Annotated in this window: 17 protein-coding genes; 6 read left to right on the top strand and 11 right to left on the bottom strand. The window is 40.3% G+C overall.

The features are described 5' to 3' along the window. Positions 1-7 precede the first annotated feature (7 nt). The 7 genes from DK846_RS16845 to DK846_RS16820 all read right to left on the bottom strand — a co-directional run bounded on the left by DK846_RS16845 (position 8) and on the right by DK846_RS16820 (position 7463). Positions 8-601: a hypothetical protein gene (locus DK846_RS16845; RefSeq protein WP_146201264.1), complete on the bottom strand. Its 594-nt coding sequence runs from the start codon at positions 599-601 to the stop codon at positions 8-10. Continuing rightward, a complete protein-coding gene (locus DK846_RS16840) occupies positions 573-2558 on the bottom strand; it encodes a type B DNA-directed DNA polymerase (RefSeq protein WP_109970168.1) in 1986 nt (661 codons plus the stop codon). Before DK846_RS16840 ends, DK846_RS16845 begins: the two co-directional genes overlap by 29 nt. A gap of 5 nt (positions 2559-2563) precedes the next feature. Continuing rightward, the gene (locus DK846_RS16835) at positions 2564-3067 is read right to left on the bottom strand and encodes a hypothetical protein (protein ID WP_109970167.1); all 504 of its coding nucleotides are present in this window, start codon (positions 3065-3067) and stop codon (positions 2564-2566) included. Positions 3068-3428: 361 nt separating this feature from the next. Then, entirely contained in the window at positions 3429-3716 is a 288-nt protein-coding gene (locus DK846_RS16830) for a cupin domain-containing protein (protein ID WP_181391847.1), read from the bottom strand. Further along, positions 3700-3822 (bottom strand): hypothetical protein, encoded by a 123-nt coding sequence (locus DK846_RS18185; protein ID WP_281269859.1) that lies wholly within the window; start codon positions 3820-3822, stop codon positions 3700-3702. Before DK846_RS18185 ends, DK846_RS16830 begins: the two co-directional genes overlap by 17 nt. A gap of 24 nt (positions 3823-3846) precedes the next feature. Further along, positions 3847-4839 (bottom strand): TIGR03557 family F420-dependent LLM class oxidoreductase, encoded by a 993-nt coding sequence (locus DK846_RS16825; protein ID WP_109970165.1) that lies wholly within the window; start codon positions 4837-4839, stop codon positions 3847-3849. Between the two features lie 458 nt (positions 4840-5297). After that, positions 5298-7463: a PAS domain S-box protein gene (locus tag DK846_RS16820; RefSeq protein ID WP_109970164.1), complete on the bottom strand. Its 2166-nt coding sequence runs from the start codon at positions 7461-7463 to the stop codon at positions 5298-5300. A gap of 221 nt (positions 7464-7684) precedes the next feature. Between DK846_RS16820 and DK846_RS16815 the strand changes: the two genes are divergently transcribed. From DK846_RS16815 to DK846_RS16795, 5 genes are all read left to right on the top strand, one after another. Beyond that, the gene (locus tag DK846_RS16815; RefSeq protein ID WP_245926599.1) at positions 7685-8131 is read left to right on the top strand and encodes a PadR family transcriptional regulator; all 447 of its coding nucleotides are present in this window, start codon (positions 7685-7687) and stop codon (positions 8129-8131) included. Positions 8132-8267: 136 nt separating this feature from the next. After that, positions 8268-9254 carry an ATP-binding cassette domain-containing protein gene (locus DK846_RS16810; protein WP_109970162.1) on the top strand — a complete coding sequence of 329 codons (987 nt, stop codon included), beginning with the start codon at positions 8268-8270 and terminating at the stop codon, positions 9252-9254. Then, complete coding sequence (locus DK846_RS16805; RefSeq protein WP_109970161.1) at positions 9255-10004, top strand: ABC transporter permease; 750 nt, start codon at positions 9255-9257, stop codon at positions 10002-10004. It abuts the gene before it with no gap. 137 nt (positions 10005-10141) lie between these two features. After that, on the top strand, positions 10142-10351 hold the full coding sequence (locus tag DK846_RS16800) for a hypothetical protein (protein WP_109970160.1): 210 nt from the start codon (positions 10142-10144) through the stop codon (positions 10349-10351). After that, positions 10345-11178 (top strand): nitroreductase family protein, encoded by an 834-nt coding sequence (locus DK846_RS16795; protein ID WP_109970159.1) that lies wholly within the window; start codon positions 10345-10347, stop codon positions 11176-11178. The genes DK846_RS16800 and DK846_RS16795 overlap by 7 nt, the downstream gene beginning before the upstream one ends. Before the next feature lie 668 nt (positions 11179-11846). Here the strand turns inward: DK846_RS16795 and DK846_RS16790 are convergent. From DK846_RS16790 to DK846_RS16780, 3 genes are read right to left on the bottom strand one after another with little or no spacing between them, the layout of a single operon-like run. Beyond that, on the bottom strand, positions 11847-13238 hold the full coding sequence (locus DK846_RS16790) for a response regulator (protein ID WP_109970158.1): 1392 nt from the start codon (positions 13236-13238) through the stop codon (positions 11847-11849). A 9-nt stretch (positions 13239-13247) separates the two neighbouring features. Beyond that, positions 13248-16394: a PAS domain S-box protein gene (locus tag DK846_RS16785; protein WP_109970157.1), complete on the bottom strand. Its 3147-nt coding sequence runs from the start codon at positions 16392-16394 to the stop codon at positions 13248-13250. Beyond that, positions 16387-19146, bottom strand: coding sequence for an ATP-binding protein (locus tag DK846_RS16780; RefSeq protein WP_109970156.1), 2760 nt, complete (start codon positions 19144-19146; stop codon positions 16387-16389). Before DK846_RS16780 ends, DK846_RS16785 begins: the two co-directional genes overlap by 8 nt. Positions 19147-19389: 243 nt before the next feature. Between DK846_RS16780 and DK846_RS16775 the strand changes: the two genes are divergently transcribed. After that, the gene (locus DK846_RS16775) at positions 19390-22467 is read left to right on the top strand and encodes a PAS domain S-box protein (RefSeq protein ID WP_109970155.1); all 3078 of its coding nucleotides are present in this window, start codon (positions 19390-19392) and stop codon (positions 22465-22467) included. Between the two features lie 141 nt (positions 22468-22608). On the opposite strand, the gene DK846_RS16770 is transcribed toward DK846_RS16775, so the two are convergent. Beyond that, complete coding sequence (locus DK846_RS16770; RefSeq protein WP_109970154.1) at positions 22609-25161, bottom strand: oligosaccharyl transferase, archaeosortase A system-associated; 2553 nt, start codon at positions 25159-25161, stop codon at positions 22609-22611. Positions 25162-25330 lie beyond the last annotated feature (169 nt).

Raw genomic sequence — 25330 nt, 5'->3', positions numbered from 1 at the left:
TCCTCTCTTATATTTCCAGTTTCATCTGTCCAAACAATCTACCTCTCTGAACGACACCGGTGCAGGACTTCAAAAACATATTGAGTTCTGTCTGGTCCTTTATTGCCCGGGCCCTTCCCTTAAGTTCCCATGGTTTGACCTGGAAAAAGTAATCTGCTTTTCCATCAAGAGAGAGAAGATTTCTATCCATCACCGCAGTGATCACAGCTACCGGTCCTCCTGCCCGGGCTCTGGTTTTGCAGGTCTCACAGAACTGCTCAAGTTCCTCCTTGTTATCAGGCCTGAACCAGGCCAGGTGATATTCGATAAAAAGGATCGATGAAGTATCACGTGAAATATAATCGAGGAGATCAGCAAGTTTGTTGATCTTAATGTGGTTCAGCCTGTCCTGATCTTCATCCCTGAACTGGAGAAGCGGAACATAATCATGGTTATTGATGTATGAGATTGTGCCAACCGGATACCTGCTGGGAATATCAGCCAGGCATGCATGAAAGTAGGTATGAGAAGCCTGAAAGATAGAGAATGCATCGGCTGGAATATCTTTGAGCGGATTATTCTGTTCACCCATATCAATACGTCTCACTGACTTTGTGGACAAATTCAATCTCTTTCCAGGCCCGGTCCAAAAGCCGTTGATAATACCTGGCATCAATTCCTTTTGGATCAAATGAGGGATCAACGAGCAGCCCTTTTTCATCCCTGACAATAAACGAGGCATCCATCCCGGGAACCAGTTCGACGCCATACTGTCGATACACATCAATGACAGCCTGGGGAATACACTTATTTTGATATCGTTCTTTTCCGATTCTCCTCTTTATTACCAGATCCCTCGGATCAGCATCCCTGAGCCCGTTTGAATACTGACGATAGAGATCCCTGACCTCTGACCAGTGGGATGCAATTGCATTGACTTCATGCTCATGAGCCATCAGGGTCAGCATCGCTTCCTGCATCTGCCTGATATATGCCGGTGTGTTCCTCCGCCTTGCAGCAACTCCCCTGGCTTTTATCTTCCCGTTCATAAGCCTCCCATAATAATTTCCATATGAACCGGTCCCGTCAATCTGGGGAAGAAACACGATCCAGTCATACTGCTCAATCTCGGTTTTAATGTCGGTGAGTTTCTCTATCTCAAACTGGGCTTTCAGCGGATCACATTCCTGGATAAAGAGACAATCAATAATTGCATGAAGAACCCTGCCCCGGAGATCGCCAATTGTTGAGACACACTCCTGGAGCAGTTCTGTAGCTCTGAGTGTGATCTGCTCGTGAACTTCGATCCTTCCGAACCTGGCATTTTTGTACCCGGTATACCCGAAACATGTCACGAGCATCCATTTTAGAATTCCATCCATCCCGGCATACGTGGGATCGACCCGCTTCCTCTGTTTGGTGATCTGCCTGAGATCGAGTATCGGTCTGAGCACAGATGCTAAAAATCCGGTTTTTTCCGGGTATTTCAGAGTCTCGGGTGAGAGGTTATACTTTACAATGATTGAAGGATAAAACGACGTGAAGTCAATCTGGGTTACATCTTCGTAGATCCCGGGTTGTGGCTGCAGTGTCAAGCCTCCTCGGTAATCAAGCCTCATATCTTCAATTCTCCGGTGTGCCTCGGCATCGTTTTTTCTGAACGGAACAGCAATCCCTCGGGCCAGGGCCTCATATACCTCGTAACTTGAGACAAGAGTCCCGGGTGTGAGCCTGCAGGTCAGGTTAGGCGAGAGCCCGGAGAGGCGGGAGGCAAGAAAGATTCCCCTGGCATCTCCTTCCCGGTACATAAAACTCTGCCGTGTATCAACAATAACCCGTCCTTCCGGAACCATTGCCCCGAGCCGGTGTTCCATTCGTCCGTATGAAAAATATGATCTTGATGAAAGTCTTCTAAATCGTCCAGTCCGACTTAACGTATTTACAATACCCCACTTATCTGCCAGATCACAAATGTACGATGACCAGCGATCATAATCGGGAAAGAGGATCAGATCAGGATCACAGGTTTGAACAATATCACAGAGATCATCAATGTTCTGTCTGTCTGATCCTTCCAGGATGTATGGTCTCTGTCGATCCAGATCTGTCACTGAAATAGTTCCGGTATGCTCTGACCGATGTGGATTCTCAGAGAAGGCGATCTCCATTGTTGTGCCAGGAAATTCGTGTACTGGATTGAACCGGTCCACCCCACAGATACCTCCGGGAACAATGGCATGTTCTGCAGCAAACTGCTGTTCCGGTCTTATATCTACATTAAATAAAGAAACCTTGTAATTGGTCTGTTTCTCAATCTCCTCTGCAACTTCTCTTCCTGCATCAACCTTATAGCCCTGGTATTCTTCGTAGATAGATCTGAACGAGCATTCTGCGATCCCATAGGTGGAATGGAGTTCTTCTATGACAGTGCGATGAAGATCTGGCTCCCTGAAATGTATCAGAAACGAGGGAGAGTAGGTGTGATGTGTTATCTCAAGTCTGCCATCAGTGATCTGCCAAAAACTGATACCCTTCTTGGTCCTGCATGAATCAAGAATAAATGTGCCTGAACTGCTCATTCAGATCACCAGAGCCCTTCCAGTGTGTTCTGGATATTCACCGGAGTTGAATGGTTTTTTCTCGGTTTTGCCAGAGTGTCCAGGTAATACACCACCCGGTTTGCATAGGGATCAATCTCTGAAAACCACCGATCCACTCTGTCTGAAAAGAGAAGAACCATCTGTAAATTCGCAGATTTGCGCCTGCAAATCTCCCCGATAATTGGTATGAGTTCAGGAGTATCCTGGTACCAGGATCTGTCATGTTCAAAAAGGATGAGCGGTTCATCGGCATCTTCCAGAATTGTCAGGATCTGATATGCGGTAAGTGCCCGCCGGATTTTTACGTGTTCATGATTGACAAATAGTTTCGTGAGAATTTGTGGATAATTACCACACAGGTACAGGGTTTGATTCTGGTTTGATCTCAGCAGGGTACTGAGCGCCTCCAATAAGATCCCGACTGGGGCTGCAATTACCGAGAAGGACCCCGAGGATCCTGATATGGCAGGGTGTAAGACTGGAGGCATGGCATACCCTGATCATGAGCTCCAGTATGTAAAGGTTTAGGATGCAGGGCGAAAGTGATCGGGGGATTTATAACTTTCTTCAATACATAGGATTTACAGCGTTCTACGGTTTTTATGCCTCTATTTCACTTTCGCAAAATTGTGAAATAGCCCGAATACACGTGCTGAAAAAAACAAAACTCATCTCAATGTGTACTTCTTAATTTAGGATACATTATCCGGATCATTCTAAAAATACAGGCGTTCAAGTTTTATTTCAAATAAAAAATAGATGCCCCCGTTGTATGGCAGGGGGCCCGGTGAGATCTAAAATATTCCAGCCCAGGTTACGTCCATTCCGCTCTCTCGCAAAAAGATCTTATCACCCGAGGGCAGGGACAAAGACAGCGGTTATAACCAGCTCACTATTTCCTGCCTTGACGGTGTGAGAAATACCAGGGGGAGTAACATACGTCTCTCCGGTGGTTACCTGCGTCTCCTTTTCCTGGATGACAAACGAACCAGTTCCCTTTAGAATTACATTCCATTCCCACTGTGTCTCATGATCATGCGAAGGCACTTCACAGTGCCTGGTGATCTTGACAAGGTGATAACTGAATGCCCCGCCGGTTTCTTTCCCTGTTATGATATCCTTAAGTGAGACTCCCACCCATCCCGGGGGGGGTATACCAGGATTTTTTGTTGAGATCCTCTTTGTGATCAGGAAAGATAACCGCCCCCTGATCAAGCATCCTTGATACATCGGTATGAATCATAGGTACCTCAAAAAGGTGAATTAATTATCCCTTTACTGCCGGGATAACATCCTTGAAGATATCAATTCCGTAATTCACGTTCGGACTGGAGTTACCAAGACAGAAATGGGTAATCCCTGCCTGCTTGAACCGTTCGATCTCTGTGATAAGGCCCTCTGCATCGGTTGCACACAGGAAGTTCTTCTGGATGACATCTGAATGAACCAGATCTGCATGCATCTCAACCTCTGGTGGATCGCTGACACGATACTTGAACATTGAAGGCACAAGGCATCCTGCCCAGAACCGGTTTCCTTCAACAGCCTTGTCAAAGTCAGGATCTACCGAGTACCAGATCAACATGGCTTTCTCCATCTTCTTTGGATCCTTGCCAGCCTCCTTTGCACCTTCTTCAAATTTTGGAATGGTGACATTTTTCAGTGTATCTGTATCGGCTGACACCGTCATCAGATGGTCTGCATGCATGCCTGCGAGTTTGGCACCTTTTGGTCCCATTCCACTGAAGTAGAGCGGCACTTTATCGTCGGGTTTGGTATACAGGAATGCCTTTTCAAGGTTGTAGTATTTGCCGGTAAACGAAACCGGGGTTTTACTTTCCCAGAGTTTCTTCATGACCTCTACTGCTTCAATGGTCATTGCCTGGCGCTCAGGAACACTGGGCCACTGTGCTGTGACCGGAACCTCGTTCAGGGCTTCACCGGCTCCAACTGCAATTCCAACCCTGTTTGGATACATCTGTCTGAGTGTTGCAAAGGTTTGTGCCACTACTCCGGGGTTGTATCTGAGAATCGGGCACGTAATACAGGTCGAGACAAATGCCTTCTTGGTTGCCTGAAGAGCTGCTCCCATCCATGCCCATGCCTGTCCGCACTGAGCATCGGTATGATACCAGGGATGAAAATGATCATCAACCCAAATCGATTCGAATCCTACTTTTTCTGCCCTTACTGCCTGTTCAAGGGCATCCATCGGTTTGTATTGCTCTATGGATGCAAAATATCCAATTTTAGTTTCCATTTGCATGACCTCGTATACTTACGAATAAACCATGCATGGACGATGGGCTGATGATCACAATATTGATACCCGGTGGTGAACAATATCTGCATCAGCGATTCTTCAACCTGAATTCATGGGGAAATTAGCAGCCACCTGAATCGGGTTGACTCGCCCATGTGGTACGGCGTTTCTCTCAACGGTGAACGGTATCGTTCACACACCTTCATCAGCAGTTCGTTATTTAATTCTGCGTTTTATTGCTCGTCAATGAACTTGAGGCTGAAGAATAAAATACGCGTCCATTAATCTAAAAAAGATTGAATTTTATCTATTTTTTTAAAAATTATGCTTGAGTCTTAAAAATTTAAGTTGTTTGATCTGGTATCTCTTTTTTGATCTCTCTCACATTCACGATTGTCATTGATGGTCAATAGGATCATTTCATCTTTTCAGAATGAGGAAATCCGCATATTCGATCAGAGCCTGAAGTCATATACACCAGATGAATCCTCGATCTCTTTTTTCACTTCATCAGATACATCCACCATAAACGACGCGATCTCTCCTGAAGGGAGTTTGAAGACATAGTGAGAGATCCAGGGAAAATCATCACGGTTTCGATATTTAAGAGGTGATGAGAACTCGGGATTTTCTGTAGTCAATACCCTTCTGAGAAGGTCACGGATTTCAGGATCCGGAAGATCGGGAAACTCTTCGAACAATTTCTTCCCTATAAGTTCCTCTTTAGGCTTTCTGAGCAGATTTGCTGTAGCCTTGTTCACATCTTTGAGGATGTAGTCGTTCCCGTTATCGATGGGTTCATAGATCAAGACTCCGTTGCAGGTGTTCTCAAAAAAAGAATGGTACCTGACCTCCTTGACAGCACTTGCATGGAGTGCTTCTTCTGCCCGTTTGTAATCGGTGATATCAAGGATAAGGCCGTTCCATAACGTTTCTCCTGATAATCTGATCGGCTGGGAAACAACCCTGATATACATCTCCTCATGGGTGGACTTGATAAATTTCCCCTCAAATTCCCAGGGGGCAGTCCTTCTGATCACATCATCGATTGAAATTTTCCATCGTTCCTGATCTGATGGTGCAATGCACATTCCATACCGGTCGAGCCATGTGCTCAATGGCTCCGGACTGATCCCATACACATCCTGTGATCGTTCATCAACAAAATTCATCCCCCATTCGCCGGTATCACGAGCATAAAACTGGTATACAATTCCAGGCAGATTACTTGCAAATCCTCTGAACCGCTGTTCGCTCTTCTTGAGTTCTTCCTCTGATCTTCTTCTGTCAGTGATATCAAGAAAGATTCCGTTCCATATTGTCTCATTTTTTAGCCGTATCGGTTGAGAGATACCACGAATGTAGACCCGTTCACCTGATGGTTTGATAAAAGTCCCTTCAAAATCCCATGGGGTAATCTTTTGTATTACGTCCCTGATGGAATCGTCCCAACGTTGTTTGTCTTCAGGATCAATGCATGATGCAAACCTGTCAAACCAGGTATCAAGGGGATCGGTTTTGATTCCATACACATTTTCTGAACGGTTATCAGCAAAATATACGCCCCATTCGCCTGAGTCACGGGCATAAAACTGGTATGCAATCCCTGGCAGATTGCTTGTAATCCCCCAGAATCGTTCTTTGAGCTCTTTTTCAGCACGTTTCTGTGCGGTAATGTCTATAAACAGAATAAAATATTCCTGCTTGGCATTCCATCTTCTGTCAGTTACCGGAGCAAAAACGACCTGGAAATATGCGGTTCCGGTTTTCCTTGTGGCCGTCAGTGTAGACTTTTTTAAGCGGTCAAAATTGCAGGTAAGTGTAATTTCTGCATTTTTTCCTTCACTGATAAGTTTTTCAATTGCTTGCTTAGGAGACATGATCTCAAAGAGATTGAAATTCACAATCTCGGTAAACCGTACCAATCCCAGGATCTCAAGTGAGGCACGGTTGGCATTGAGAATTGTCCCGTCAGCCTGAAAGAGAAATATTCCGCTTGGGACTTCTTCGAATAGCGTTCTTATTTTCCTCTCACTAGTTTTTAATTCATCTTCTGTCTTTTTCCAGGTTGTAATGTCCCTGAATGTTATCATGATCCCTGGCTTAGCGGTGAATGAGAGTGATGGAAGAAACGTAGGAACAAACTCTGTGAGAAAGAACCTGTCCTTTATCTGATCGATAAGCAGCATCTCATTAATGTACGTCTTTGACTCAAGGATGCGGGAAATATTTCCCTGAACCGTAGTATCATTCAGGAGGGCAAGATTAAGCCTGGTTAGCGGGGTTCCTATAACATTCTTTCCGGTCCGGATATCGAATGTTGTGATGAAACTTTTGTTGACCATCAGGATCTTGAGATCCATGTCAAGGATTACAATTGCCTCTGAAAGATAGTCAAAAAGGTCATCAAACGGAATTTTTTGTGATGAGGAATATTGCTTGGCTTTCCCAAATGGTTTCATTACCACGTGACCCTGGGTGAGAAGTACTTCCAGGTATTTGGCGACAGAGCCCCGGTTCATCATCAAGTCTCTGGCTATTTGTGAGGTTGAGACTGCTACCGGGTAGCGTTTTTGAAGATATTCAAGAATCAGTGAATACCGGTCAACCGGTACACTCATATGAGATCATGGTATGTTGTCCATGATATAATCGTAACATTCTCCTCTGGAAATCTGTTCCAAAATTTTATTCGTTTAAATCACGTTAATCTTCGTTAAACTGAAAGAAGAATAACTTTTTATATTAAAGCACCAAATATCGTATTGTCGATATCGAGTATTCGATATCGAATTGTCGTGTGATCAACATGAGAGATAATCGTGAATTAATGAGATCATTCATGAGAAGGTTTCACGGGATTGGGCATTTGAGGGGATATGGAGGCCTCAAAATTCTGGTGCTCCACATTCTGAGTGAAGACCCAAAGAACGGAGCTGAGATCATGGATGCTATTGATGTGATGAGTCATGGGCACTGGAAACCATCTCCTGGATCTATCTACCCGTTACTCAGTAAAGCAGTTGAAGAAAATTTGCTTATCAAAAGAGAAGATCGCAAGTACGAACTTACCGATGCAGGACTTGAGGAAATTAGTATGTTTAAAACCGGAGGCATGAGCCACCCCGATTCTATTGAAGGAATTCTGAGTGAAATAGACAATAATCTGTCATATCTTGAAGATCTTTCAGATGATAAACTGGCACCTCACTCAGGGCTGCTAAAAAATATCAGTCAAAAAATTAACAGGATCAATGAGGCAGTTAATTCTACGGGAAAAGAATCTTGATACCAGGGGTAGAGGTGATCTTACTCTCAGCTCGCTCTCTTTTACATCATGTATCAGAGAGTACTTCTGGCAGTCTGACTAAGGCTTAAAAATTGATTCAGAAGCAACAACCATCTCGATACATGGGAAATAAATAATGACAACCGCGATTTTGGTAAAAGACCTTACAAAAAAATTCAACGATCTTGTTGCGGTAAACCACATATCCTTTGAGATAGAACAGGGAGAAATATTCGGTCTTCTTGGCCCGAATGGGGCCGGAAAAACTACAACCCTCTCTATGCTTGCAACCATGCAGAAACCAACATCAGGATTAGCGACAATTCAGGGAAAAAATGTCGAAAAAGATGAAGATGGTGTTAGAAAAGCGATAGGTATTGTGTTTCAGGATCAAAGCCTTGATGAAGAACTTACCGCCGGAGAGAACATGGACTTCCATGGGCGACTCTACCGGATTCCAACTGAAATCCGTAAACAACGGATAGACGAACTGCTTCGGCTGGTTGAGTTACATGAACGAAAAAATGATATTGTAAAGACTTTTTCCGGGGGTATGAGGCGAAGACTTGAGATAGCCCGTGGTCTTCTTCATCATCCCTCTGTCCTGTTCCTCGATGAACCAACACTAGGTCTTGATCCCCAAACAAGAAACCATCTTTGGCAGTATATCGCGACGTTAAGCAAAGAAAAGAATATTTCCATCATTCTTACAACTCATTACATGGAAGAGGCTGACCGGCTCTGTGACCGGATAGCCATCATCGACCATGGGACGATCATAGCACTTGATACCCCAGAGAATCTGAAAAATGGGATAGGTGGAGATATTATAACGATATCAACACCTGAGTTCGAAAAGGCCTCGAAAATTCTTACTGAACCCTGGATAACCAACCTTGAGATTTACAACGACGAAGTCAGGATTAGCCTGCAGAACGCAGAGCAGCATATCAGTGAAGTCATTACTGCTTTAAACCAGTATCAGATCCCGGTTACTTCTGTATCCATTCATAAACCAACTCTCGAAGATGTTTTTCTCTCGTACACCGGGAAGAAAATAAGGGATGAAGAAACCGACAAGAAAGAGACGATGCGGGTGCATCACCGGATGGTGAGGCATTAAATGGATATCATCTATACGATCTGGCTCCGGAGCATGATCCGGTATATTCGATCCAAGAGCCGGATAATTGGAAGCATCAGTATGCCCCTGTTCTTCCTGCTGTTCCTGGGATTTGGTCTGAATTCAGTAGTTAATATCCCTGGATTAGGTGAGAATTACATCCAGTTCCTTATTCCTGGAATGGTCGCAATGAGTGTACTCTTCACCTCGGTGTTTTCAGGGATTCAGATCATCTGGGATAAACAGTTCGGTTTTTTGAAAGAGACACTGGTTGCTCCGGTAACGAGACTTGAGATCATGCTTGGTCAAACCTTTGGTGGTGCAACAACCGCGGTCCTTCAGGGTATTATGATCATGGTAATCTCACTCTTTCTGGGACTGAAAGTTCAGAGTATTCTAGGATTTCTCATAGCCCTTGGTTTCATGGTGCTTATCGGAATATCCTTTACCGCGTTTGGGATTGCAATAGCATCAAGAATGGAGGACATGACCGGGTTTCAACTCATCATGAACTTTGTAATATTCCCGATCTTCGGTCTTTCCGGGGCACTGTTTCCGATAAGTTCACTTCCATCCTGGCTCGGCCCTATTACCATGTTTGATCCGCTCACCTATGGGGTCGAAGGGATTAGATACGGTCTTACCGGGACAAGTCAGGTAAGTCCAATATTGAGTCTCCTTGTCATCGGTGGATTTGCCTGTGTCATGACGGTTATCGGAACATACCTCTTCAGAAAAATCTCTATCTGATTTTTTTCAGATAAAAAGGCTCGTTTCCTCATATTACATTACTTTAAAACGAAAATTTTACATTACTTACTATCAGGAAATTGTGTTACTATAGGGATTCTGATTCCTCTAATATACTATAGGTCAATAGTACCTGTATGGATATTACATCTGAATACATTTACTTTTTCGATACACTTACAAATGATATTGTAACAACTCCCGGAGCCTGGGATGATGTACATATCCCTATGGCATCTCTTACCCCTGATATCGCCAGATATCTTATCCAGCACACGATCCACAAAACCGGATTTGAAAAAAGTGCTCAATTCAGGGTTTCTGAAATCAAGGGAGATGCATGGTAACTGGAATTCATATTGATGAAACCCTCTGCACAAGGTGTGGTGTCTGTTCCTCTCTCTGTCCGGGTGAACTCATCTCCCTTCCCACACCCTCATCTGTACCAGAGATCCCACCTGAAAAATTGATCCGGTGCATCGATTGTGGTCATTGTGAGGTGTTCTGCCCTACAAAGGCACTCACCCGTGATCACCAAGCCGGATTACCCCCGTCTCCGGAGATTAAATCACTCACCCCAGAATTATTAACTTCCTATCTCATGAACCGCCGCTCTATCCGCATGTTTAGAAGTGAATCGGTTCCACCGGAAATTTTGTTGCATATCCTTGAGATTGCCAGGTATGCTCCAACCGGGGGAAATGGTCAGCCCGTTGAATGGTTGATTATACGTGACCTAGAAACGATCAGAAAAATCTCTGAACTGAGTATTGACTGGATGAGAAGTATTCAAAGTTCTGATCATCCTCTTAAAGCATTATTCCCGAAGTTCCTGGCACAGTGGGATCGTGGTATCGATGGTATTTGCCGTAATGCTCCCCATCTCATTATGGCACATATTCCTAGTGGATACCACTTTCCAAAAGGAAAGCCGATGGCCTTTATCGATGGAATTATCGCATTAACTCATGTCGATATTGCTGCCCAGGCCTTTGGAGTCGGAACATGCTGGGCCGGACTTGTTGCCATGGCTGCAGTTGAGTATGATCCCCTCCGGTGTTTTCTTGACCTTCCTGAAGAGAGAGAACTTGTCTACGCTCTCATGGCCGGATATCCGAGATACAAACCCGGGAAAATCCCAGAACGAAAACCTCTGAATGTAGAATGGCGGTGAAATAAACCGTCCACTCCTGCCTGGGTTGTTGTGAAATACTGTCAGTGTTGATATCAGTCACATTCTCTGATCCTGATCCTTTGGGCGGGAGAGCGGGAAGTCGGAGCGAAATTAGGGGTTAGGGCGGGAAGGCTCCGCCCAACTTTCGCCGGTATTTCACCCTTTAAACTATAAAATAAAAATAATTAATAGATTTAAAAAATTAGGGCGGCAAAATCCAGGTGCACAGTTCATCTGCCACTCCCCTGTCGGTTGTCTATCTGTGTCTGTGTTTTCCGCTCTGCCGCCCTGAAATGCAACCCGGTGTATATGGGGCTCTGTTTAGTCATCAGGTGGATTTAATGATGTGGCAGGTCGCCGCCCAAACTCAAATCTTCCCGCCCTGCCGCCCTCGTCTCTGATCATAAAATGAGTAATACAAAAAATCAGGATTCAATATAAAAAGAGTCTGATGCTTTTCATGTGATCTATTCTCATATATCAGGAATGGAAGAACAGGTTAAATCTACTTCCATGGTTTCTCAGATCCTCGTCAGCTGGTGAAAAGGTCCTGGCAATTATTGATCAGATCATGATGGTGTTTGATGATATTTCAACTACAACTGATACAATAAATGATGAGATGAAAAGATTACAGTTTAGAAAGGATCAATAGTTGAGTATATTGATTATTTTTTGAAAGCATGCTTTACCTGAAGATCTTCTTTAATTTCTGAATATTGTATCCATGACATATCGATGTTTTGTAATAATGTAGTTATGTTTTCTATCTGCATCTTGTCGATGGAATTTTTTAAACCTGGTGTGTTCTCATAATTGTGAATGAGATCGGTAATTGCCGGTTTTAATGTCTTAATCTGATTTACGAGTTCATCGATAGTATTCATCATATCGAAAAAGAGTGTTCTTGTCTTTTTGGCGTCTTCCTTGGCATATATCTCAGACGTTATGTCAAAATTAATTGTTAAAATATGGCTTACAGTATTTCCTTCTAAAATTGGAAACCGATTAACTCTGATAAAGTAGTTTTTCCCATTTTTTCGATACTTTCTGCCTTCTTTTTGTATGATGCCTGATTTGAAAACTTCATCATATTGTTGTGATTCACCAAACAGGATCATATTTTTAGTTTCAAAAATCGGACGCTGCAATTGGTACTGACTTATTCCGATCTGCTGGCATAATGAGAAAAAGGCCTGATTATATGCGACTACGACTTTTTCCCGGTTAATAATGTAAACTGGGATGTCAAGATTTTGAATAAATTGTTCATATGCCTGAACGAGTCCACTTGATAATTGGGGTCGAATACTGGTAGTATTATTTAGCGAGGTTATGATTGACTGTAAAAACCCCTCCCGATTTAGGATAAATCCAAGTTGCATCTGTATTGGCACTTTCTTGCCATCTTTTTGATTAATCCCAATTTGATCAGGGAGGAGAAGAAACTTTTCAGGATCTACATCCGAAGGTGCTCCTTTTTTATCAGAAAGAGACGTAATAACCGAAGTGATTGATTTATTTTGAATTTGACTGAATGGGATTCCAAGTAACTGCTCGACTGCCTTGTTTCCAGCAGTAATTTCCAAAGATGTATCAAGATATAGAATCGGTGTTGGACTTTCTCTTAAAAAATTGTCCATTACTTCTGTTTTATTAGTAAAATCAGGCTCAAGTTTTTTTCTGACCTTATGCTTGTGAATGCTCATCTCGATGTTGCTGAAAAGTTCACGATCATTAAATGGTTTAACAAGATATCCTGAAGGTGATATCTCAATAGCCCTTTTTAATGTGGCTTCATCAGATTGACCGGTGAGAAAAATAATGGGGATATCATACAGATCTATAATCCGCTTTGCAGCGGTAATCCCGTCCATTTCACCTTCCAGTCTGATATCCATTAATATAAGATCAGGTTTTAATTCACCTGCTTTTTCAATGGCATCCTCTCCTGATATAACACGTGCCACGACTTCATATCCAAGACGCCGTAAAGTCTCTTTTATCTCTAATGAAATGATCAATTCATCTTCAACAATAATTATTCTTGATCCAGTCATTTTTTCTCTCTAGTTTCGTGTTCTTATTTTTCCTTGTGGAAAGATAATTTTGAACGTAGCCCCGGATGATCCATCTACTTTAAGTTTGGCACGGTTCTGCATCACCAGGTTTTGAACAAGTGTCATCCCCAGACTCTCCAGTTCTTCAATATTGAAATTAGATGGAAGTCCTTTTCCATTATCATGATATGTCAGTGTATAACTTCCATCTTGTGACGGAGTAACCGAGATCTCAATATGCCCCTGAATAGTTGGACTAAATGCATATTTCATTGAATTTGTTACCAATTCATTTATTATTAATCCAATCGGAATCCCGACATCAATATCAACAACATAGTCATCTAAGCAGGCAACACTCACGGTAGCATGCCTTTCATCAGATTCAAATTCTTTAACCACCTGGTTAGCCAGTTGATCAAGATAATCTCTTAATGGAATTTCTGCAAGATTGTCTGTCCTGTATAATTTCTCATGCAGCATAGCCATAGAAATAATCCGGGTTCTACTTTCTCGAAGTATCGCATTTATTTCCGGATCAGTGGAACTATATTCCTGTAATTTTAGTATACTTGAGATTATCTGGAGATTATTTTTTACCCGGTGGTGAATCTCTTTCAGGAGAATTTCTTTTTCTTTTAATGATGCAATAATTTGTTGTTTATTTTGTTCTTCTATCTCTCTGACAATGTTCTCTGCATTTTTTCGTTCTGTAATATTTCTTGATACAGCCAGAATAACGGGTTTTCCATTAAGGGAAAAGAGGTGTGCACTAATTTCTATTGGTATTAATGTAAAGTCTCTACATCTATGCTCTTTCTCAAAAGTATCATACCCGACGACTTTTAACCGTGTAAATATCTGAGTATAAGCCTCTTTGTCTGGATTAGCATCAATATCAACAAAATTTTTGCCTATCAACTCTTCTTTTGAGTACTTCAGCATGAGGGTAGCTTTCTCATTAACATCGATTATCTGCCCGAATGAATTGTTTTTGGTCTCTATCAGGTAGATTGCATCATTTACATTATTAAATATCTCTTTGAATCTATTTTCAGAAATGGTGAGTGCTTTTTCTGCTTTTCTCCGATCTGTTACATCTATAGCAGTGCAGATTACTGCCCGTTCCTGTTCAAAGTGGACTTTTCCAATAAACAGGGTGAAGATTATTATAATATTGGTGCTTGAAATACTCCTTATTTCGAGTGTTACATCACTATTTTCATTATTTAGTATCGTGCTTATGATATCATGTAATTTTTTCCTGTCTTCGGGATGAAAAATGGAATAACAGGAAGAAAGGTTGAGTAATTCCTGCTCCGAATATCCAAGCATTTCAGACAGTCGAGGGTTTACAAATTTAAATTTGTCATTTTGTATGACAAATACGCCCGTGAGTGAATGCTCAATTGGACGACGAAATACCTCTTCGAGTTCACTGCGGTAAATTGCAGATCCGATTATGTCTGTAGCAATAATCAACGAGTTAATCTCGATTTCAGAGAACTGGCGATTCATTGAATAGTCTACAAATGAAAGGAAACCCCATCGTTTGGATTGGACATTAATAGGTAGTATTATTAATGAATGCACTCCGTTCTCCTCAAGATATCTTCTGAAATCAGTACTAAAAATTGGTTCTGTATCATCATTTTTCCAGATACAGGAGGTATTACATTCAATCAGATCATCAAATTTAGTAATGATTTCAAGTGGATTTTCAAGGTCCGGAGATTTCCACATCCCTATTAATTTCAGGTTGAATGTATTAGACCCCTTATCAGTAATCTGGTGTAATGTGATCTGATTTATGCCGATTGATTCACCTATGTATTTAAGAGCAGAGTCTATAGAATCGATCCAGTTAGTCTGCTTCAAAAATAAGGCTGAAATTAAATTAACAGATTTTAGTATTGCTTCCCTCCAGATTAATTCTTCAGATAATTTGACTCTATCAGTAACGTCAATTAGAGTTTCAATACCTCCGATGATGTTATTTTGTCCATCCCGAATCAGGGATGCAGTAAATGATAACCATTTACCATTTGCACCGAGAGATGGGAAAAAATTAGTAACCTCGTATGAATCAGGAATCAGATTTGAAATTGTGTATTTTCCAGGGTAAAGGAGCGGAATCTTTTCTAATTTCCCATCGACAAGGATATCAACCAAAATTGGTCTCTCCTGTTTATAAAACGGTTTCCACTGCAGACGAGTCCCTATCACTTCCTCATATTTAAACCCGCTCATCCGCTCCAGGGAAAGATTCCAGTTAATTATATTGTGCTCATTGTCGATGACAAGCATAGGGATTGGCAATCCCTGAATAATGGAGTTTAAAATAATTTCACTTGCTTTTAATTTTTTTTCAAAAATAATCTGATCAGTGATCTCAATACCGGTATTGACAATTTTTAGAATATTCCCAGCATCATCACGTATCGATGCAGATGAGTTAAAAATCCAGGTTTCTTTACCGTCTTCGTTATTTAGTTTGTATATTGTATTCATTGAGGTTTTTTGCTGACTAACAATCAGGTCTTCTGATGAATTATATTGTGAAGAAATCTCAATAGGAAATAATTCCTGATCTGTATGTCCTATTATTTCATCTTCCAGTTTTCCACTCTTTTCACAGAATGTTGAATTAACCATTAAATACCGCTGGTCAGGTCCTTTTACAGAGACCATAATTGGCATTGCGGAAATAAGGGATTTTAATTCTGCATTACTTGAGTTCAGTTGAATGTTTTGTTCCTTTTCCTTTTTCATGAGTTCAAACAGATGTATGTGGTTGGAAACTCGAAGGAGCAGTTCTTCAATCTCATAGGGTTTAGCAAGAAAATCATTGGCACCAAGCGAATATGCCTGCTTTTTGTAGATCATCTGATCCAATGCAGTGACCATGATCACCGGAATATCTGATGTTTTAGGATTATTTTTGATGATCTCAAGTACATCTATTCCACTCAGTCCTGGCATTGAAATATCGAGAAGAATGAGATCGATTGATATATTTTTTTCAAGCAATATCAGGGCGTCTTCTCCTGATTCTGCGATCTCTACATTGTATCCCTCATCCATGAGGGTGTATTTAATTAAACCGAGAATATCTGGTTCATCATCCACTGCCAGAATCGTGTTGTGATTAATCATGGTTCTCCCCTATAAATCCTAAAAACTTATCTAATAGAGATAAAAGTTCAGTGTTCTCAAAAGGTTTCTTGAGATAATAATCAGCTCCACAGGTATGGGCCTTGATCTGATCATCAGATCCTACTGCCGCCGTGACAATAATGATTGGAATTGTCTGGGTTTTTGAGTTCTTTTTCAGGGTTTTGCAGACATCATATCCGGTTATTCCAGGCATCCATGCATCAAGGAGAATCAGACTTGGAAGGTTGGATAGTGCAATTTTTATTCCCGTTGCCCCGGTGTTGGCTGTAAGAACATCGTATGTACCAGACAGAATATCCTCAAATAACTGGACTGTATCTGCTTCATCATCAATAATCAATATCGTCTGTTTCTCTGATTTTCGGTTCTTTGAATTTGTTTGGACATCATCAATTGGTTTTTTCTCTCTTGTGATAAAATGGTTTTTTTGGGGTGTACTTACCTGTAAAGCAACTTCTTTTACCGGGAGTATTATTTGAAATGTTGTTCCTTTTCCTTCTGAGCTTCTCACAGAGATTGATCCCTGGTGTGCATCGATAATTCCTTTTACTATTGAAAGTCCTAGACCTGTTCCTCCGGCTAAAAACTCCTCTTTTCCAGTTTTGTGTGTCGTGATAGAGTTTACCTGATAAAACCTGGTAAAAATACGGGGAATATTCTCCTCTGAAATGCCGATTCCGTTATCCTCAACTTCACATATTATATTCGTGCCTTCTGATCTGGCACGAACTGTGATGACTCCATGATCCGGTGTATATTTTATTGAGTTTCCAAGTAAATTAATAAAAACCTGGGCTAATCTGTCCTTATCGCCAAAAACTTGTGGAATGTTATCATCGATCTCAAGTAAGAGGGTGTGGCCGCGTTTTTCAAAAGAACTGGATAATTCTTCGGTAACATCATGAATTACATCTGGAATTGAGAACCAGTCCTGTAAAAGGACGAGTTTGTTCTGCTCAATAACTGAAATATCCAGCATTTCGTTGATAATTCTTCCAAGTCTTGATGTATTGCGGGAGATTATTTCAAGCATTCTCTTCTGATCTGAATTAGTTTGATCCCTTTTATCTGTAAGAAGCAGGTCAACATATCCCTTTATTGCTATGAGGGGAGTTTTGATTTCATGAGATGCAATAGATATGAACTGAGATTTTATTGTGTCCATCTGGCGGAGATCCTGGTTGGCTTTTTCAAGTTCTTTTAACTGTTTACTCAATTCATCAGCCATATTATTGAAATTTATTGCCAAATCTTCAAGTTCATCATGTGTTGATATCTTGATTCGATGATCCAGATCCCCTGATCCAATCTGTCTTGACCCTGCAATTAGTGTGCGAATAGGCTGTGAAATCATATTAGACAAAATAAAAGCAGTTGGAATCATGGCAACAAGAATCAGCATTATCAGGAGAGTTGTATTTACTTTTAATTGGTTAACATTATCAGAGATATGTTGAGATGAAATTTTTATCTGGTCCTGAATTTGATTATTCATTGTGAGAGCTGGTGCTGTTACTTCATCGACCGGGACTACTACTGCTACACTCCATCCGGTTTCACTAATAGGCGTGTAAGAGACAAAGTATTCATGGTTATCATGGGGGCTCACATATCTGATGACATTTTGATTTCCTTTCGACATATTGACTGCAATATCTCTGAGGTTTAGATCAGAACTATTCAGGAGATTGTATTGGAGTTGCTCATCTCCTTGAAATGTTCCCGCAAGTGTCCCGTTAAATCCCAAAAAAGGTCCTGCTCGTTCAGGGAATGCTATTAAATTCCCATTATTAGCCATTAAAAAGGCAAATCCACTCTTTTCGATTGTTACATTTAGAATTGAATCTGTAATTCGATGCAGTGTAATATCTGTTCCGACAACTGCTTTCAGTTCCTCTTTTAAATAAACCGGAGAGATTGAGGATATCATCCATCCGAGACCCGCAGGATCATAATACAATGTAGTCCAGACGGTTTTTTTGGCGGGGTTATTGGTTTCATTAGCAAGATAAAAAAAGTCATACATTGGGAGATTTATGTCAGAATGAAATTGCTTTGTTGCATCGACCCATTGGTAAGTGCCATTTACAAAAGGCATTCCCCGTGTAATCTGGCTTTTAGTATTTATATAGAGTTGAATAGCATTTGGATCATTTGATGCAATGGAACGAAATATTATGTCCATCCACTCTGTGAACCTGACTTCTTTTAAGATGGTATCAGGAATTATACCCTCTGAATTCTCTGCCAGATTTGAGACAAGTAACCAGGAATTGTTATCCGGGTATATACTACCATAATTTGAGCCATTTTTGCGGCTATACATGCTAGCATTTGGATAATTGTTAAAGTTATCCGGGTATTCATAAATGAAGGAAGCATAATCCCTCATTGTCGTTGTTTCAGTAGTAACCTGATGAAGTTTTTGGTTAATTTCATTTCCCAGTGCAGTTGTCTGAATGTAAAGGATTCGTATTAGTTCAGTCTCAAGAGCCCGGGTAGTATCTTCAGCAGATGTATTTGCTATCTCCAGATTTGTTGTGGAAGATATTGTTGAAACAGTCTGGACTGAGTAGAGTGAGTTAAGACTTACAATCAGATATGGAAGAATCGATACAGTCAGGATGATAATTATTAATTTGGCAGCAATTGACTGAGAGATCAGACTAATTTTTATCCCATGGAAGATGTCAAACCGTGAATCTTTTTTTGAATCCCTTTGTTTTTCCATCTATTGTTCCACATTGTTTCAACGACCAAAATCAGCCAATAATCCGAATATGAATGATATCAATTCTATCAATATATATTTAATTGTATTCTTGATAAAAACCGGAAAATATTCTGGAAAATCGGAATTTTATTTAGAAAAATTGATAGTTCTTCTGTAGAATCGAATAAAATGTACTCAATGTAATTAGGGAAATACTCATGTGTTAGTAGCGACAATAACCAATCAAGTTACAGAGTTATAATGGAAAAGGCTTTGGTTCTCCTGATAGACGATGAACTATCGTTTATTGAGGCTGTTATGGATTACTTAGCCTTAACTACTGAATATGACTTTGATTATGCTTTATCTCCTTTTGAAGCCCTTGAAAAAATCTCTAAAAACCGGTATGATGTGATAGTATCTGATTATACCATGCCACTGATGGATGGAATTGAATTATTAAAAAAGATCAGATCATTCTCCAACATTCCTTTTATTCTCTTTACTGGAATAGGTAGAGAGGATGTAATTATTGAAGCTATCAATAGTGGTGTCGATTTTTACCTGCAAAAAGGTGAAGATCCTGTTATTCTATTTGCCAAACTTAACCACCTGATACAGTTAGGTATCGAGAAAAAAAGGGCAAATGAAGCATTAGTAGAAAATGAGATAAAATATCGCGAACTATTTGAACAATCTTCTATTGCGATATTAATATTTGATGCAGATGGATTTTTAGAAGATATCAATTCAGCAGCTCTGACATTATTTGGATTGCATTCAGTCTCTGATATCAAGGGATTTTCTTTATCGCAATACTATCCGACCCTTATTCAAAGTTTGAAATCTGGCAAAATAGTAAATAGAAAGAAATTTTTTACCCAGGATGAGTTACAAAGAATTCATCTCCCATCTTCAAATGGTAAAAATAGTATCTATGTTGATATCACAATTATTCCTCATATCCTGTCTACTGGGAGAATCTCTAACTATTATGTCCAGATTATCGATCTTACAAAAGAACATACAATTGAGCATAATCTTTTGAAAACCTCTGAACAACTGAGTCTTGCCCTTGATGGTTCAAGAATTGGTCTGTGGGATTGGTATGTGCAATCCGGAGAAACAACTTTCAATGAGCGATGGGCTGAGATGGTAGGATACACATTAGATGAGTTATCCCCAACAACAATCAAAACCTGGGAGGATTTGACACATCCCGATGATCTTGAGTTGGCAAAAAAAATAATCTATCATCATCTCTCAAAAGATGAACCTTATTATGACATTATTATCCGGATGAAACATAAAGATGGTAACTGGGTCTATGTTCATGATAGGGGAAAAGTCACAGAATGGGATTCAATGGGAAATCCTGTCAGAATGATAGGGACACATACTGATATTTCAGACCAGAAAAAGACCGAAGATACATTATACCGGGTTCGTACGATATTAGAAGCGGTAGGCTATGTCGCTACCCAATTGATGATTGCAATAAATGATTCTGTAATTTATGATTTATTGGCACGAATTGGAGAAGCTGTTCAAATATCCCGTTCATACATTTATATTAATAAAAATCATTTTGTCAATTCACCTCTTACAACTCAAACCTATGTATGGACAGTAGGAGATTGTTTCGAAGAACAGAATAGATCAAACAATATTTTTCAATGTAATGAGTCACAATATAATCGATGGAATGCAATATTAAAAACCGGAAAAATAATATCTGGAAATGTGTCTGATTTCCAACCGGAAGATCAAAGTATCCTGCTTGAAAAAAAGATCAAAACCATTGCACTTATTCCGATCTTCTCTTTTGATACCTTTTTTGGAGTTATTGGGTTTGATGATTACAATAAAGAACACTACTGGAGTTCAGAAGAAATCGAAGCCCTAAAAGCAGCAGCCGGATTACTTGGCGCCTCTTTTGGACGATACAGGGTGGATGAAGAGTTACGAATAAGTGAAAATAATTTTTCAACGTTTTTTAATACGATCCAGGACTTTCTTTTTGTTTTAAATCCGGAAGGAATCATCAAAAAGGTGAATGATACGGTTGTAAAAAGACTTGGCTACTCTGAAGTTGAGTTAATCGATCAGTCTGTAGAGATATTAAACCCTGAATCCAGTATTGATGAAGTATTATGTAAATATAATCCTCATATTGATGATGAAACCAATTGTTGTGTAAGAACAATAGTCACAAAGGAGAGAAATCAGATTCCCGTGGAGACCCGAATATTATCCGGATATTGGAATGGTCTTCCTTCACTATTTGTTGTATCTAAAGATATTTCCGCTTTGAAATTATCAGAGGAAAAATTCTCAAAAGCATTTCAGTCCAGCGGATCGATTATGTCATTATCTACTTTGAATGAGGGAATATTTATTGATGTTAATAAGGCATTTATTGAAACCATTGGGTATACACGTCCGGAAGTAATTGGAAAAAGTTCATTAGACCTGGGAATGTTTATTGATCAGGATATACGTAAAGAAATAATACAGATAACTCGTGAAAAAGGCAGTGTTAGAAATCTTCGTATTAACATAAAAACCAAGGATAATAGAATAATTACCGGAATGTTTTCTGCAGATGTTATTCTGATTCACGATACTGAGGCATTATTGGTAGTATTCAATGATATAACTGAAATTATGCGATTAAATGACTCTCTCCTGACTGCTAATAATAAGTTAAACCTCCTCTCTTCAATAACACGTCATGATATTCTTAATCAGATCCAAAACCTGATTTTGCTTGAGGGGTTATTCAGGAGAAAAATTCCTACCGAAGTCCCGGTAAGTTCAGAACTTGAGAAATTACGCAAGTCTATAGATACAATACATCGTCAGATCCTGTTTACCCGTGATTATCAGGATATGGGCATAAAAAGCCCTGAGTGGATTTCTGTAAAAGATATTGTTGTTAAAGAAAAAAGGAATAAAATTTTCTCTGATATTTCAGTAGAAATCAGGATTGGTGATCTAGAAATCTATGCTGATCCAATGTTTTCCAAAGTCTGTTATAATTTAATGGAAAATGCTGTTCGTCATGGTGGTTCTGTTACGAAAATGGAAATTTCGTTTAATAATTCCCCTGATAATGGTATTCTTATATTTCAAGACAATGGTAATGGCATTGATATCTCTGAGAAAGTAAACATCTTTAAAAGAGGATATGGGCAAAATACCGGGTTTGGACTATTTTTAACTCAGGAAATCCTTGCAATAACCGGTATGACTATACACGAAACAGGATCACCTAAACATGGAGCCAGATTTGAGATTGAAATACCGTCTGGTGGATATCGGTTTAATGTAGAATAATGTTTTTTGAATATCGGTATAAGTCTTTTTACCATGAAATAGATAAATTAATAGCATACTAGAAATATAAAAGAAAAACGATTTTAATTAATTTACAAAAATAATTTGTAAATTTAATCTATCAAATTATCTGAAAAAAAGTCAGAGGATATTTTCTTCTTTCTGAACCTGTTCCTCGGTAACTGTGTATTCTTTTCCTGTCTGTTCGTTCTTATATGGTCCAAGCGTTTGAATATCTCCTACCTTTGCACTTGTCGGGTATGGAAGGGTGAACGATCCATTGACACTCTCCTGCCTATAGGTAAATGTTCTTCCTGTGTTGGTTATTATCGGGATCTCAAGAATTCCCTCTCCTGTCAGATGGGCCCCGGGAACGTACTCGAAGACCTTTACGTATCTTACATCAGGCAGTTCATCAGGTGATGCCCGGGTAGATGATTCATAAACCAGCCGGAAGTGATTTAATGCCGGAACTGTTGAAAGTGGAGAGGTATATACATAGTTCACGAGAGTGGAATTAAATTTTGAACCCAGGCTGTTCTGATCATTCTTTACTAATTGCTCTGCAACCTGATATGGAACTTCTGAGCCATTTACGATTAATGGACTACTTGTATGCGAGGAACTCGGATCCATGTACTGTATGTAATGGACTTTGTTTGGTTCCTGCATTGATCCATCAAAATTGTGGAGCCGGGAGACCATAGTCCTGTAATAGGGTTCCACAAAGAATGGAATGTTCTGACCGGTATTTGGATTATCCGGGTCTGGAAGAATAAACGAACGCTGATATGGATATGCACCAATTTCAGGGTTATCCCATGTTGCCATTGCCCAGAATTTGTCAGTATCCATTTCGTAATCGGTCATTACGTACTTGGTATGAAGTTTGTCCATAATTCCTGAAGCTACGGATTCATTGGTTGTGACAAAGAACCGTGCTGCACCATTTTCTCCATCAACTCCAAACTGGAATGGATTTGCATTTGGTAGTCTGTCTCCGAGTTCCAGGATAATGTGCCCATAATCCCACCATGACATTATACCGTATGATTCAGGAGGCTGATGGAAAGAGTTTTCATTATATATTTTGTAGAAATCAAGTCCGGTATCCGGAGTATTGTTTTCAAGCCATGAACATGCTTCCCACCAGTCAGTGTTCAATTGAAAAATACCAAGTGACTTGTCATCAGCGATGGCATTCATCGTAAAGAGAATGCTTAAAATTGCTACGATGATCAGAACAATAATTCCTACTCCCCTGGTGAATCTTGATTGATGATGAACAGTCCCTTGCACTTTCCTGGATCCTGACTTGGAATGTGCAGGTCTTTTTTGATCTTGTTCTGTTGCTTTTTGTTCCTGCTTTTTGTGTGGGAGGGCCAGATCAATTGCAGATCCGACCGCAATACCTGATAGCATGGCAATTGGAACAGCCATGTAATATTCGTACCTGATATGTTCGCATGTTGCGTACAAAATCAGCCCTGTCCAGATTAGCAGAAAAATGTAGGATGGATTAATTTCTCGCCTGAATTTCCTGAGTAAAACGAGAATTCCACCAGCGAATAGGAACAGGCTGTAGTTAAATGTTCGCCATGCATCAAAGATTGTCCATTGCCTGGCCTCCTGAATTGTTTTCCAGTGTATATCTTGTCCAAAGAATGCATTGGCATTTTGAAGGAAATATGAAAACATCGAAGGGAAGAGCAGTGCAAACAGGACTATACCAAGAATTGTTACCCCTATTATTGCAAGCACAAAGGAGATGAGAGATTTCTTACGCAGGTAATATGAGAATCCAAAGAGTATCCAGGTTCCCAGAATGATAAGGCCATATGCAATCGGATGTCCGGTTGAATAAAAGTCCATTCCAAGCTGGGATGTATTAACACCAATTGAAAAAAACCCGATAATTGCTATGATGAAGGTGGTTGTATTTATGACCAGGGCTGAAGCTCCGAGGTGGTGATTATAACGCTGGATCATAAACCATATCGGCGTAATTATTGCAACAATAAGTGCAAAAACTAGCATTGTCGGCATTATGGCCAGACCAAGGACATACGTAAATCCACAGAGAAGCCCGAGCAGGATTGGGATCTTCCAGGTGTTTTTGTCTTCTATCTGGACCGGATTTTTCCTACAGTAAACCAAGGCATATAGGTAACACAGACAAAACAGCGTGCTGAATAAAACTTCCCCGATATGATGGTCAAAATACCCGTAGTATGACCTGAAAAAATACTGACCCGGCACTATTGTCATGAATGCTGCAGTTGCAATCGCACTCTTCCAGTCTGACACCAGTTTGACTGTTGCATATGTGATTGGGATCATAAGTGCAGCCATAATCCCTGGGATGAAAAGACATACCGAAGCGATATCAACCCGTGTGGTTGCTCCAACCAGAATACATGCGGCTGCTGATATCAACGTAAAAAGTGGTCCCCAATGCTGTGGTTGGCCCTGTGGGTAATATGTCATCGGGTCAAACCATGCATAGTGCGGGAAATTAGCCACGGTCTGTTCAACCATTCGCAGGTTATACATGGGATCATCCATGGCTACATTAGAAATAACATTAAGATTGGCCTCAAATCCTGGCCACATTCTGAGATAAAACGCAAGAATTGTTAAAATTAGAAGTATTATTCCAATAATTACATTTTTCCTGGTAATATTACATTGCATGCTGAATCTCCTCTTCTGCCACTGTATCTCTCTTTAACATTGATATTATGATACGATCCTATTACTTGCACTACCATTTCACTTCCTGGAGAAGTGTAATGTGACGGTGATTACACCGTTATATTCTTTAATGTATGTATACGAAATTTCTTCTCTGATTGGTTATTAA

Origin of the sequence: Methanospirillum lacunae (assembly GCF_003173355.1) — an archaeon.
GTDB classification, from domain to species: domain Archaea; phylum Halobacteriota; class Methanomicrobia; order Methanomicrobiales; family Methanospirillaceae; genus Methanospirillum; species Methanospirillum lacunae.
This window is presented reverse-complemented; position numbering and strand designations above follow the sequence as displayed.

Coding starts and splice junctions, on each gene's coding strand:
- DK846_RS16800 (WP_109970160.1), top strand. CDS start 10,142: ATGGATATTACATCTGAATACATTTACTTTTTCGATACACTTACAAAT.
- DK846_RS16790 (WP_109970158.1), bottom strand. CDS start 13,238: ATGACTGGATCAAGAATAATTATTGTTGAAGATGAATTGATCATTTCA.
- DK846_RS16840 (WP_109970168.1), bottom strand. CDS start 2,558: ATGAGCAGTTCAGGCACATTTATTCTTGATTCATGCAGGACCAAGAAG.
- DK846_RS16805 (WP_109970161.1), top strand. CDS start 9,255: ATGGATATCATCTATACGATCTGGCTCCGGAGCATGATCCGGTATATT.
- DK846_RS16795 (WP_109970159.1), top strand. CDS start 10,345: ATGGTAACTGGAATTCATATTGATGAAACCCTCTGCACAAGGTGTGGT.
- DK846_RS16835 (WP_109970167.1), bottom strand. CDS start 3,067: ATGCCTCCAGTCTTACACCCTGCCATATCAGGATCCTCGGGGTCCTTC.
- DK846_RS16815 (WP_245926599.1), top strand. CDS start 7,685: ATGAGAAGGTTTCACGGGATTGGGCATTTGAGGGGATATGGAGGCCTC.
- DK846_RS18185 (WP_281269859.1), bottom strand. CDS start 3,822: ATGATTCATACCGATGTATCAAGGATGCTTGATCAGGGGGCGGTTATC.
- DK846_RS16770 (WP_109970154.1), bottom strand. CDS start 25,161: ATGCAATGTAATATTACCAGGAAAAATGTAATTATTGGAATAATACTT.
- DK846_RS16775 (WP_109970155.1), top strand. CDS start 19,390: ATGGAAAAGGCTTTGGTTCTCCTGATAGACGATGAACTATCGTTTATT.
- DK846_RS16810 (WP_109970162.1), top strand. CDS start 8,268: ATGACAACCGCGATTTTGGTAAAAGACCTTACAAAAAAATTCAACGAT.
- DK846_RS16820 (WP_109970164.1), bottom strand. CDS start 7,463: ATGAGTGTACCGGTTGACCGGTATTCACTGATTCTTGAATATCTTCAA.
- DK846_RS16785 (WP_109970157.1), bottom strand. CDS start 16,394: ATGATTAATCACAACACGATTCTGGCAGTGGATGATGAACCAGATATT.
- DK846_RS16825 (WP_109970165.1), bottom strand. CDS start 4,839: ATGGAAACTAAAATTGGATATTTTGCATCCATAGAGCAATACAAACCG.
- DK846_RS16780 (WP_109970156.1), bottom strand. CDS start 19,146: ATGGAAAAACAAAGGGATTCAAAAAAAGATTCACGGTTTGACATCTTC.